The 13,096-nt window shown below is 39.5% G+C and carries 8 protein-coding genes and 1 tRNA gene; 1 reads left to right on the top strand and 8 read right to left on the bottom strand.

Translation table 11 applies throughout. From position 1 onward, the window contains the following. Nucleotides 1-106 precede the first annotated feature (106 nt). The 6 genes from FA707_RS09815 to FA707_RS09840 all read right to left on the bottom strand — a co-directional run bounded on the left by FA707_RS09815 (nucleotide 107) and on the right by FA707_RS09840 (nucleotide 11,106). Nucleotides 107-472, bottom strand: a complete 366-nt coding sequence (locus FA707_RS09815) for a hypothetical protein (protein ID WP_136954028.1) — start codon at nucleotides 470-472, stop codon at nucleotides 107-109. A 126-nt stretch (nucleotides 473-598) separates the two neighbouring features. After that, entirely contained in the window at nucleotides 599-2,311 is a 1,713-nt protein-coding gene (locus FA707_RS09820; RefSeq protein ID WP_136954029.1) for an ABC transporter ATP-binding protein, read from the bottom strand. 128 nt (nucleotides 2,312-2,439) lie between these two features. Further along, nucleotides 2,440-3,540 (bottom strand): non-hydrolyzing UDP-N-acetylglucosamine 2-epimerase, encoded by a 1,101-nt coding sequence (gene wecB / locus FA707_RS09825; protein ID WP_136954030.1) that lies wholly within the window; start codon nucleotides 3,538-3,540, stop codon nucleotides 2,440-2,442. Nucleotides 3,541-3,642: 102 nt separating this feature from the next. After that, complete coding sequence (locus FA707_RS09830) at nucleotides 3,643-6,801, bottom strand: DEAD/DEAH box helicase (RefSeq protein WP_136954031.1); 3,159 nt, start codon at nucleotides 6,799-6,801, stop codon at nucleotides 3,643-3,645. A 9-nt stretch (nucleotides 6,802-6,810) separates the two neighbouring features. Beyond that, nucleotides 6,811-9,969 (bottom strand): AAA family ATPase, encoded by a 3,159-nt coding sequence (locus tag FA707_RS09835; RefSeq protein ID WP_136954032.1) that lies wholly within the window; start codon nucleotides 9,967-9,969, stop codon nucleotides 6,811-6,813. Further along, the gene (locus FA707_RS09840; RefSeq protein WP_136954033.1) at nucleotides 9,970-11,106 is read right to left on the bottom strand and encodes an exonuclease SbcCD subunit D; all 1,137 of its coding nucleotides are present in this window, start codon (nucleotides 11,104-11,106) and stop codon (nucleotides 9,970-9,972) included. A gap of 143 nt (nucleotides 11,107-11,249) precedes the next feature. On the opposite strand from FA707_RS09840, the gene FA707_RS09845 reads away from it, so the two are divergent. After that, entirely contained in the window at nucleotides 11,250-11,528 is a 279-nt protein-coding gene (locus FA707_RS09845; RefSeq protein WP_136954034.1) for a GNAT family N-acetyltransferase, read from the top strand. Nucleotides 11,529-11,606: 78 nt separating this feature from the next. Here FA707_RS09845 and FA707_RS09850 read toward each other — a convergent pair whose 3' ends face one another. Continuing rightward, complete coding sequence (locus FA707_RS09850) at nucleotides 11,607-12,518, bottom strand: Gfo/Idh/MocA family protein (protein ID WP_136954035.1); 912 nt, start codon at nucleotides 12,516-12,518, stop codon at nucleotides 11,607-11,609. Between the two features lie 333 nt (nucleotides 12,519-12,851). After that, nucleotides 12,852-12,924: transfer RNA gene (locus FA707_RS09855), tRNA-Lys, on the bottom strand. Nucleotides 12,925-13,096: the final 172 nt, after the last annotated feature.

The raw sequence follows: 13,096 nt of genomic DNA on the forward strand, positions 1-13,096 counted from the left end.
TATTGATAAGTATATTAATATATTCATTATATTTTTTCCGATTGATACGCAAAAAAAGAACAGACAACTAACTTATTTTACGTTAGCTATCTGTTCCTTCTATATATTATTTATTTTTTGTCTTTTTTTGAATCATAATATGAAACTGATCTTTCTTCTGCCAATATTTATAGGCTAAATGAAACAGTCCCCAACCAAATAAAAAGACTGCATAAATGGGTTTTTCACGCCAAAAAGTCATCGCTAACAAGATAGAAAAAACTAACATAATAAATAAATAATTAGCCATTGACCTTAAAAACACTTTACGTTGTGTTAAATTTTCAAAATAAGCTTCTAGCTTCTCCGGCTGGTTGCTTAATTTGGTGCTGACTTGCTTCATCTGAATCACCCACAATCCTAATGATAAAAAAATGGCACTATAAGTGGTGATTAAAAAGATTAACACAATTTCCACTACTTCAATTAACATTAAACTCTCCTCTATCGCTACCACGCTTTTTTAATCTTAAAAAAGTTTAGCAGTCTTTTGGCATCAAGTCAAATAGCGACTGATTGCTTAATGACTGCTAAACTTTTTATACGTGGTTAAGATATATTATGCAAATTGAGCGTCATATAATTTTTTATAGGCACCATTTAATGCTAATAATTCATCATGCGTCCCACTTTCGACAATCCCTTGCTCATTAATGACAACAATACGCGTAGCGTACTTAATGGTCGCTAAACGATGTGCAATAATTAACGTTGTACGTCCTTCTGCTAACGAAAACAGCGATTCTTGAATGACTTGTTCGGTTTCGGTATCAAGCGCTGATGTGGCTTCATCTAAAATTAGAATGGGCGGATTTTTCAAGAACATGCGAGCGATTGCCACACGTTGTTTTTGACCACCTGACAATTTCACGCCACGCTCACCAATGACCGTTTCTAACCCCTCTGGCATTTGGTCAATCACTTTTTCTAAATGAGCTAACTTAACAGCTTGCAGGATTTCAGCATCCGTTGCGTCCAACTTACCGTAGGCGATATTTTCACGAATCGTTCCTGGGAATAAGAAGACCTCCTGTTGCACAATCCCGATTTGACTACGTAGTGATGACAGCGTCACGTCACGAACATCATAACCATCAATTTGTAACGAACCCCCACTAATCTCATAAAAACGTGGCACCAAATTGGTCAACGTGGTTTTCCCCGCACCACTTGGCCCCACAAAAGCAATCGTTTCGCCAGGCTTAATCGTTAAATTAATATCATTCAAGACTTCCGTACCATCACTATACGCAAACGAAACATGTTGATACTGAATATTCCCTTGTACTTTCGGCAAAGTCACTGCCTCAGCATGATCTTTAATTAGCGGTTCTTTATCAATTTCTTCCGTAAAACGCTTGAAGCCTGCAATCCCTTTCGGATAACTTTCAATCATCGTATTCACTTTTTCAATTGGCTTCACAAAAATATTCGATAATAAAATAAAGCCAACAAACTGACCGGTCGTAATTTCACCTTTAATGACATAGTATGAACCAAAAATCAGCGCGAATAAATTGATTAAACGAATCATAAAATAGTTATAGGAAGAACTGGTCCCCATTAAACGATAAAACGCTAATTTAGCTCTGCGATACCCTTGGTTAAAACTAGCGAAACGTTCTTCTTCAAATCGTTCATTAGCAAAAGCTTGCACGACACGAATCCCACTCACACTTGCCTCAATTCCAGCATTAAACTCACCTAAACTGTTGTAAATCTCCGTGTTCACCTTGGTCATCTTCTTATTAAAGAAGACTAAGGCAATCGTTAAAAATGGAATCAAAATAAAGGTCGCAATCGCTAATCCCGCATGAATTCTAAACATTAAAATAAACGAACCAATCAAGGTCATAATCGTAATAAACACATCTTCAGGACCGTGATGGGCGACTTCTGATATTTCAAATAAGTCAGTCGTTAAACGACTCATCAATTTACCCGTTTTACTATTATCAAAGTATTCAAACGGTTGTTTTTGCAGGTGAGCGAATAATTGCTTACGCATATCAGTTTCGATATTAACCCCGAGCATATGTCCGAAATAGACAACAATATATTGTAAAACAGTATTAATGATATAGAAGACTAATAACGCCAAACAGACTAACATGATCAAACGCCAATTACCTTTTGGCAAAACATTATCAATCACATTGTTAACGACTACGGGGAACGCCAACTCCAATGCGGCCGCAATCACCGCACAAGTAAAATCTAGTATAAATAATTTCTTATAAGGTTTGTAATAACCAAAAAATCTTTTCAACACAGCTTTCACTTCCTTTCATTCCTTTAATTTAAGCAAAATAAACGAGGGTTGTAAAGCAAAGCCCTTTGTTCAACTTTCCAAAATAAAAAGTAGCAACGACTCCTCTCATCGTTACTACTTTTGATAAATTAACTTAACTTTTCTAACAAAATATCAACAATTTGGCGGCTGGCAGTACCATCACCATACGGGTTAGCTGCTACAGACATTGTTTGATACGTCGCGTCATCATCTAACAATAACTTGAAGTTTTCATAAATCGTTGTTTCTTCTGTTCCAACTAATTTCAAGGTACCTGCTGCTATCCCTTCTGGTCGTTCGGTCGTGTCGCGCATCACCAACACTGGTTTACCTAACGATGGGGCTTCTTCTTGAATGCCACCGCTATCAGTTAGGATTAAGTAACTATTTGCCAATAAATTATGAAACTCTACCACTTCAAGCGGTGGGATAATTTTCATCTGATCAGAATCACCAAAAAATTCATCTGCTAGTTCACGAATTTTGGGGTTCATGTGGATAGGATAGACCACTTTAATATCCGGGTATTCATCGACCACACGACGAATTGCTTTAAACATATGGCGCATTGGTTCACCTAAGTTTTCACGACGGTGCGCGGTAATCGTAATTAAACGCGCATCATCTACCCAATCCAGCACTTCATGACGATAATCACCGTTGACTGTTGTCGCCAGGGCATCAATCGCGGTATTTCCCGTAACAAAGATGCTCGCTTCGTCTTTGCCTTCCTTCAACAAATTCGCTTTTGCTTGCTCGGTTGGAGCGAAATTAAAGGCTGACACTAGCCCAACTGCTTGACGATTGAATTCTTCTGGATAAGGAGAATATATATTATGGGTTCTAAGTCCCGCTTCAACATGTCCGACTGGAATTCTTAGATAAAAACACGCTAAGGCCGTCGCAAATGTCGTTGATGTATCACCATGTACTAACACGACATCAGGCTGTTCTGCGACTAATATCGGTTTAATACGATCTAAAATAGCCATCGTCACATCGAATAAATCTTGATTATGCTTCATAATTTCTAAATCGTAGTCTGGTGCAATGTCAAACACACTCAATACTTGATGCAACATTTCTTTATGCTGACCCGTGACACACACGATCGTTTCAATGTTATCACGGCTTTCTAGTTCCTTCACTAAGGGGCTCATTTTTATTGCTTCCGGGCGCGTCCCGAAAACCGTCATTATTTTTTTCACGTTGATCTGCCTCCTTCACTCATTAGTTTCATCATATCAAAAAATCGGACGTTCGGGTACTAGTATCGTTTCAAAGAAACATTCCAGTAGCTGCCAGCATCATTATTCCAATAACAACTGTCTTATATCTTCTTCTGTCAATTGCGTCGCACTTGAACCTAAAATATCTGTGAAGAGACTTTTCTTTTGTGCTTGCAAACTAACAATTTTTTCTTCAATTGTGCCCTCTGCCACTAAACGCCAAACTTCGACTTCTTTTTCTTGTCCCATACGATGCGCGCGTCCGGTCGCTTGCTCTTCGACAGCCGGATTCCACCATAGATCATATAAAATAACCGTATCAGCTCCCGTTAAATTCAGACCGGTGCCGCCTGCTTTTAGCGAAATCAGGAAAATCGAATGCTGACCATCATTAAAGGCATCGACCATTTCCTGACGCTTAGCACTTGAAGTACTGCCTCGTAAATAAAAGACTTCTTGTCCCATTTTCGCTAAACGCGCCTCAATAATCGACAACATACTTGTAAACTGGGAGAAGATTAACATGCGACGACCACTTGCTAAAGCCGATTCAACTAAAGCCTCAAGTTGTTTTAACTTACCTGATTCACCGTGATAATCCGGCATAAATAACGCTGGACTACAACAAATTTGGCGTAAACGGGTAATCCCTGATAAAATACTAAAACGATTCTCACGAAATTGTTCAGTATTCATACCACTCATCTGTTCTTGAATTTCTTTTAATTGCGCTAAGTAAACGACTTTTTGTTCTGGTGTTAACTCGCTATAAATCGTTGTTTCAACTTTATCGGGCAATTCCGTCAAAACTTCTTGCTTCGTTCTACGTAAAATAAACGGACGAATCAAATGACGAATTTCTTCGGTCGACAGTGATTGAAATTGTTTGAATGATGGTAATAACCCCGGCATCAATAAGTAGAATAATGCCCAAATCTCATCCACACGATTTTCAATCGGAGTGCCACTAAGGGCAAAACGTTGCTGAGCTTTCACACGTTTGATTGCTTGGAACGTTTTAGTGTTGGTATTTTTGACCATTTGTGCCTCGTCTAAAAACAATGTATGACACTGATGCCTTCGGTACTTATCCTCATCTTGACGATAAGTGCCATAAGAAGTCAAAAGCACATCAAAATCAGACCACTGTTCTAACAGTGCCTGACGACTAGCGACATCCCCGTTAATAACCGCCACCTTCATGCTAGGAGCAAAACGTTCAAATTCTTTTTTCCAATTATAAACAAGACTTGCTGGTGCGATAATTAAAATCGGTTCTGACGGTGTTTCTTTGATATGTAGGCAATAACTAATCGTTTGTATGGTTTTCCCTAATCCCATATCGTCGGCTAAAATTCCACCAAAACCATAATCTTGTAACATCGCCATCCAACGATAACCTGTTAATTGATACGGTCGTAATTCCCCGTTAAACTGAGACGGCACAGCTAACTCGCTTGTTTCAAATTCACGTAAATCATGAATCATCTGCTCAAATGCTGGCTGTAACGTCACATTATTGGTATCAGCTAGTTGTTGAGCCAATACAATACTTTGATACTTAGGCAGTTGTAGATGACCTAGCTTAAAGTCAGGACGACTCGCCAATTTTTTCAGATGATCGGCTAAACGTTGATATGGCTCATTTTCTAAAGTAATCATTTGGCCGTTAGCTAAGGTATGGAAATTTTTCCCTTTTAATAAGCTCGTCAAAATGCCATCCACTTCTTGTTCGGAAATACCCGAAATATCAAATTTAATATCTAACCACGAACTCTCCACATCAATCGTAATATCCGGTTGGTACTTCATTCCTTCTAAGAACAGTTCTTGTAAATCATCCGCCACTAGTACCTCGTCGAAGTGGTCACGATATACTGGCAATTCACTCGTAAAAAATTCATACAAGGCTTCCTTTTTCGGGAAAACGCGTTGTAAAGAGTCCCTTTTAACTTTGAAACCATAGTTTTCTAACTGTTGAACTAAACGTTTTTCTTGCAAGCTATCACGTTGCACGATCACTTGATAATCGCCCGTCCCGTTCTCAGGATAGTTAAATACATAGTCAGCATAATTAAAACGAACATCTGCCACCAATTGCTTCCCACTAATCTGCAAAGTAAGCACAGATTTCAATGGTTCATCGACCCATTCCAACGCCAATTGATCATCAAAGTGGGTATCACTAATCTGTTTCAATTGCGGATAAATCACATCAAAAAAAGCTTGGCGTTGTTCGTTGGTAAACACTAGTTTAAATGCTGGAACTTTTTTCAATGTATGCTGGAACTCAGTAAAAATCCTTAGTTGTTGCGGATTCAGTTCGCTAAATAGTCCCCCACGACAAAAGTAACCTTCTTCTGGAAAAAAAGCATCAAATGTCGGTAACATCTCGACGGTCAACGTCTCGTTTTCATCTTCTGAAATCACGGTAGCATAAGGATTGATTTGCCCCCACTGACTTGAAATTCCTAATGCACCTGCCACGCGACACTCAATTAAATCACGGACATCATCCTCCGCTCTTAGCCACTGTTTCAACATAAACTTTGGCAACAATAAACTTTTTGCTGGTACCGAATACCCTCGATGATTATCGAGTAATTTTTCTTGATGTCTCACTAAGCTACATAAATCAGCTAATACTTTCTGACTAGCACGATCAAACGCATGCTCACCCAGATAGTACGTTGCTTGCTTTGTTTCATAAAAGTCAGCTTGATAATACTTAAGTAGAAATAACGAGATATTACGTACCATGTACATTTTTCCATCACGATAACCCGCACGTAAGCTGACCATTAACGTCTGATTGTCGGGACTATCAAACATACCACCATTACTTTCCAATAACACTTCAATCTGCATAGGTGGAACATCTTGCGATACTTTGGTCAACTGGTCGTTTAGCTCACTAATCAATTTTTCGGACACATTTGGTGATTTTTCTAATGCTTGCAAGGAATGATTTTGACTCATCACACGATTGTATCCTTGATCACGCAAATACAATTCAACCGCCACCGTGTGTTTACAGTAACCGCGCGACTCCCACGCTGGACAGTTACAACAGTCCTGTTCCTTCACCGTGCCATCCAAAATGACTTGATAGCGCTTAGTACCGATAACCTCCGCATACCATTCTTCTAATTGACGATCATAACTTAATTTGGTGACACGCCCCTCATCAACATAAGCGCGCCCTCTTTGGATAAAACGTTCTGGTATTGACCATCTCATGAATTATCGCTATCCTTCCTGTATTTGATAATGAACGCGACTTTCACCGGCCGCTCCGGCTTCCACTTGCAATTGCTGCGGAATGCGTTCTTTAAGTTCCTTCACGTGACTAATAATACCAATCATACGTCCTTTGCTTTCGACTAGCTCCAACGCTTCAATCGCCATCTCTAATGACTCTTCATCAAGCGAGCCAAAACCTTCATCAATAAATAAGGCATCCACGCGAATACCACCTGCCTGTGCTTGCATCACTTCACCCAATGCTAATGACAACGATAACGCCGCCACAAAACTTTCGCCTCCTGATAATGTATTGACGCTACGAGTTGCTCCGACATTATCATCATAGACGTTTAGCTCCAGGCCAGTGTTTTTCCCGTAAGTTCCAAACTTGTCTTCTAATTCAAAGCTATAACGATTATTCGTTAATTTTTGCAGTTTTTGGTTGGCGATTTTTAACGTTTCTAAGAAATAAATCTGCAACACGTAACGCTCAAAACTTAATTTATACTTCCCATCACCGTTAGCGACATCAGCTAACATCGTCAATTCGGCCAATTGCTCCCATTCGGTTTGTAGCTGTTGATGTTGGGCCGCAATTTGGCGATAAATCGTTTGATTATGTTGAATCGCTTGTTGGGCAACACTGACTAGATTTTGTTTAAGCGCTAAGGCTTCTTGATTCGCTTGCTGCTGTGCTTTAATAAGCGACATATCTGGATAGGTTTGGTCTGCTAATTGACGCGTGACTTGTTCCAGTAAAACTTCTTGTTTTTGTTTTGTTTGTTCATGCTGATTAATTAGCGCTTGCGTTGATGCTAGTTGGGCAATCAACGGCTCATCTGCACGCATCTCGGCAATAGTTTTATCAAACGGGCTAGCTACTAGCGCTGTCTCTAATTCTTGACTTAATTCCGCTAATCGCTGCGTTGCTTTCAGTAGCTGCTCGGTCTGATGTACTAATTTTTCTTCTGCTAATAAGTGCTGTTCTTTCAAGGTTTGTTGCGCCTGTTTAGCTGCTTGTTCAGCTTGTTGCCACGCCTCATATTCAGCTTGTAACTGGGCTTGTCGCGCCTGGTAGTCGACTGTTTGCCAATCACTAGGGACTTCTTTAGCTAATTGGACCATCTGACCTTGCAGGGTGGTCACTTGTTGGGAAAGTGGCTGTTGTCGACTTATTATCTCATCTTGTTGTTCGGCCACGGTTGCCAACTCATCTTGTAACTTAGTTTGCATCATTTTGACTTGCGCCAATCCGGCTAAGGTCTGCTCAAGCTGTTCCGCTTGTGTTTGAGACGCTATTTGTTGTTCTGATAAGTCCGCTAACGCTTGCGCCGTCACTTGTGACAACTCAGCTAATGTCCGCTCTATTTGTCCATCAGGTTGTAATGTTTGCCATTTCGTTATTAATTCAGCTTGCTTAATTTCCGCTTGACTGGCTAATTGTTGTGCTAGTTCTGTACCACTCGCTAATTGTTTTTCTTGCGCTAAATAAGTTGCTTCAGCTTGTTCAACTGCTAATTCAGCTGCCGTGATTGCTTCAACTGACCATTCCGTCGCTTGATGAGGATTTGGGTGATCTAGGCTTCCGCAAACTGGACAAGCTTCACCCGGCATTAAATCTAAGCTCAAACGAGCAATCTGTAAACTCGCTGCGTGTGATTTTTTTTGTTGATAAAAAGCTTTCGCTTCGTTTGCTTGTTGAGCATCACTCGCTAGTTTGTCTGCTTGCTTAGTGATATCAGCTTGTAAGACTTGATACTGTTGATAATCATCCGCAAGTTGTTGCCACATTTGGACTTGTTGTGTTAATGCTGTTAAACTCGCTTGAACGGATGCTAACTCTTTTACTAAGTCCGTTTCTTGCGCTAGTTGGGCTTGATGTTCTTCGATTTTCGTCGTGATAGTTTGTTGTTGCTCACTCAAGTCTTGCGCCGTTTGTTCAATGGTTAATAGTTCTTGCTCGGCTTGTTTGACAGTCGTTTGCAATGTTGCCAATTCATCAATTTTAGGTAATAAACGGGCTAGCTCATCCGCTTGTCTTTGGCGCTTTGCCATCTCATCGGCTTGGCTTGTTAGTTCTTCTAAACGTACTTGAGCTGTCTTTAAATCCACCGCTAAAGTAGCTACATCCTCTTCTGCCATTTGTTTAGCTGTTTGACTTTGCACTACAAATTGTTCTTCTTTCGTTAGTTGTCGCAAACTAGCTTGATGTTTTTCTAACCATTCCCAATATTGGACTTGTTGTTGTAAACCTAAAATTTCAGGCTCTTCTTCTGCTAAACGTGTTAGTGATGCCTGCAAATCGCCTTGTTGTTCAAACATCGCTACAAGTTGTTCGGCTTGATTCAAGCTTTGTTCAATTTTTTTGCGCTCACTTTCTAACACACTGACTTGCACCGACAGATTATCAGCTTGCTGTTGGAACAACTGGTTTTGCTGATCGACCAGTGCTAAGCGCTCGTTGACCACTTCTGTTTCATCAAAGCGTGCTTGAAATGCTTCATCAAAATTAATTTGCCCAAATAACCAGTCAATTTTTTGTTCATCTTCAGCCAGTCGTTTCGTTTCATTTTTCTTTGTTTGCTTGAGTTTTTCAGCCACTTGATTATAAAAATTCGTGCTAAATAAACGACGCAGCACGCGTTCTTTCTCATCACTGCTCGCATTTAAGAAACGACGAAACTCCCCTTGTGGTAGCAAGATGATTTGCGTAAACTGACTCGCAGTCAAATGAAGTAACTCATCGATTGCTTGATTGACCTCGTTAGCTTTTGTCAGTTGATTTAACGGCTCACCCGCCTGACTTAATTGTGAAAACGTGACTTTAGCTGGTTTTTCGGTCGTGCCTTCACCTTTTTTCTTCGCCAAAATCTGCTTGGGTTCGCGTGTCACTTCATAATACGTTCCTTGATGTTCAAACACAAATTCGACACGCGTTGGAGCGGTTGGATCTGCAAAATTCGAGCGCATATCTTGCGCCGCACGCACACCACCTGTTGTTTCACCGTATAAGGCATAACACATACCATCAAAAATCGTCGTTTTTCCCGAACCCGTCTTACCACTAATTAAAAATAACGGCGCTTCAGCAAACTGTTCAAAATCAATCATCTGCTCACGATACGGGCCAAAATTTTGCATGACTAAACGAACTGGTTTCATCTACTCGCCCTCCTTATTAGTCAACTGGATTGTTTCAGTTAAAACGGTTTGTTGAAACTCACTTAAAGGACTCTCGGTCATTTCTTTAAAAAAATCTCCAAACAACGTCAACGGATCTTGTTTTTGCAAATCTGACTGGCTCATACTACTGATACTTTGACGATCGCGCCCATTAACGCGGTCAAGTTGGATAATTTTAGGATAAACTTTCGTTAACTGATTCATCACATTCGGAATCACTTCACGGTCAGTCAGACGCACTCCCAAGTAATTATCACGATTTACTTTTTCATAAAACTCTGGTGACAATAACTCACTAAAGGAGCCTTCAATGACCTCAACATCACGTAATGGCTTAATCGGTTCAAACTCTAACGTCACTTTCCCATCTTCCAACGTCACAATCCAAACCCCTTTTTTTTGGTTGACTTCTGACAGTGAATATTTTAATAACGTGCCGCTGTATTTAACTGTTTCGTTATGTAAAGCATGGCGATTATGCAAGTGACCCAGAGCGACATAATCAAAATGCTCTTCTAACAGACTAACCGACACATTATCCAAACCACCCACTGTCACAGCTGTTTCTGAATCAGATCGTTCACTACCTGCCGCAAAAAAGTGCGCTACTAACACGTGCTGATAATTAGGATCAAATTGTGCTGTCATCTCCTCAACAACGCGTTCCATTGCTGTTTGAATTGTTTTTAGTGACTCATCTTCAAAATATTGACGCGCCTCAAATGGCTCAAAATAGGGTAATAAGAAAAATTGCGTATTACCTAAAACAATCGGTTTGAACGCTTGCGCCAAGCGCGTATTTAGATGGAATTGTGTCGCTTCATACCACGGACCACCTGCTTCTAAACGAATCGCACTGTCGTGATTTCCTGAAATAGCTAGTAGCGGCCATCTTTTTTCCAAATTAATTGTTTGTACCATCTGATTAAACAATTCAATCGCTTCAACCGATGGCACACTGCGGTCATATAAGTCCCCGGCGATTACTACCGCCTCAACTTGATGCTTGTCAGCAATATGCAACACTTGCTCGTATGCCTCTAATTGTTCTTCTAATAATGAATAGCCTTTTATTTTTTTACCAATATGCCAATCCGCTGTATGTAAAAACTTCATGTGAAAACCTCCTTTTGACCGAATATCATCCTTTCATTATACCAAATGATTCAAAAGGTTGAAAAAGAAATCAGACACTTTACAAGACAAAAAACCTAATCGTCACGTAAACTATTCTTAACAACTAAATTAGGAGGCTAGCTATGGAAATCAAACAAGTCGATCAAACCTTTGTTTTATATGATAATCACCAAGAAATTGGAAAATTAACTTTTGTCCCTCACAATGAACAAGTGATTGATGCTAATCATACATTCATCATCCCTGAGTACCGCGGTCAAGATTTAGGATTACGCTTAGTTGAGGCTCTAACAGATTATGCTCGCCATGAACACCTGCAAGTGTTGCCTTCATGTCCTTACGTTGCCAAAGTTTTTAGTGCCGAAGAACACTATCATGACATTTGGTATCAAGGAGAATAAATGTCTAGCAAAAAGAGGTCTGATGGTAACCATCAGACCTCTTCTTCTATATTAACTAGACGAAACTTGCCCATTCATCTATGCATTAAGTTGTGCTAAAATCTCCTCGACTAAACGATGCGTCGCTAATGTAGCGACTTGATTACTTGATAAGATATGATTCTCTAATGACCTTAAAAAGTCATGAATCATCGGTTCAAAGCCACGTTTGTATAAAGTTGTATCCCAGTCAGTAAACGTTTGTATTTGCTGTCCGTCACTCGTATATCGTGTTTCTTTTTCTAGGTTCTCGATGACAATCGTTTGACTTGGTGTCCCAACATCGAGAACTTCACGATTAGCACCCGATACTAAATTCATAGCGACTGTCGCATGATGTATGCCATCAGTTAATTGGACGGAAATGTAATGAAGTTCCTCCTCAATGAGATGTGCATCAACTGAGACCACTTCAACTTTTTCGGCATTCATCAAGAATAGACACGTATCTAATGGATGGATAAATAAATCATACAACGCGAACTTTACCGGTTGTGGTTGATTGATGCGATGTTTAAAACTGGTCACATGAAAGTCCGTTAGTAACTCTTGCTTTAATTGATTCACTTTTGGTGCATAGCGACGGTTAAAGCCAATAAATAACAAGCATCCTCGTTCATTAGCTAGCTCAAACAACTCTTGTGTCTCGCTAAATTCTTCCGAAACAGGTTTATCAACAAAAACTGAAATCCCGGCTAATAATAACTCTTTAATAATTGGATAGTGCGTAGGTGTCGGACTTTGAACAAAACACGCATCCAAATTACTAGCAATAAGTTCTGAAATTGACGTATAACCTTCACTTATTTGATAACGATGTCTTAAATCGTTTAACCTCGCTTCATCTCTGGAATACAGGACCCATTCATAATCTACTAATGTTTGAATAATCGGCATATAAGCTTTTTGAGAAATGTTGCCCACACCAATTAGACCGATTCTTTTTTTCATAGAGAACCTCCTATTATAATAAAATAACGATAAAACTTTTTTATTTCTTTATTTTTTCATTGTTTTCAATCTTTTTATTCATACTTTCTTCACATTTCGGGGTTATATTATATACATACCAATAAACAACCCTAACAAAACTTTTTTCATTATTTACTCCTCCAAAGTAAATAAAAAATCTCCTTACCTCTTAGTCTAACTGAGAGGTATTTTTTTGTATATAAAAATAACTAACATCATTAAATGTTTATATAAAAAAATGAGACAGCGCAAAGCCTTTTCGAAATGCATTACGCACCAAGGCTTTACCTGTCTCGTGGGTTTGGCACCCAATGGGTTGTGTGGGGTTCGAACCCGCGACCCACGGATTAAGAGTCCGTTGCTCTACCAACTGAGCTAACAACCCAAACCGTATCAATAGATTTATTCTATACCTCTAGGAGACATTCGTCAAACGATTTTTTATTATTGCCAAGTATTATTCTAATGAAATGATAACATCTATCCCCAGCTATCTAATCATTTTGATCAATATTAAAATATCTCAAAAAAAGACTACCTAAACAATTCTTCATTTA

The organism is Vagococcus zengguangii (genome assembly GCF_005145005.1).
GTDB lineage: Bacteria > Bacillota > Bacilli > Lactobacillales > Vagococcaceae > Vagococcus_A > Vagococcus_A zengguangii.

Excerpts from the sequence above, each read along its gene's own strand:
- FA707_RS09845 (WP_136954034.1), top strand. The coding sequence starts at position 11,250 with ATGGAAATCAAACAAGTCGATCAAACCTTTGTTTTATATGATAATCAC.
- FA707_RS09835 (WP_136954032.1), bottom strand. The coding sequence starts at position 9,969 with ATGAAACCAGTTCGTTTAGTCATGCAAAATTTTGGCCCGTATCGTGAG.
- FA707_RS09850 (WP_136954035.1), bottom strand. The coding sequence starts at position 12,518 with ATGAAAAAAAGAATCGGTCTAATTGGTGTGGGCAACATTTCTCAAAAA.
- FA707_RS09815 (WP_136954028.1), bottom strand. The coding sequence starts at position 472 with ATGTTAATTGAAGTAGTGGAAATTGTGTTAATCTTTTTAATCACCACT.
- FA707_RS09830 (WP_136954031.1), bottom strand. The coding sequence starts at position 6,801 with ATGAGATGGTCAATACCAGAACGTTTTATCCAAAGAGGGCGCGCTTAT.
- FA707_RS09840 (WP_136954033.1), bottom strand. The coding sequence starts at position 11,106 with ATGAAGTTTTTACATACAGCGGATTGGCATATTGGTAAAAAAATAAAA.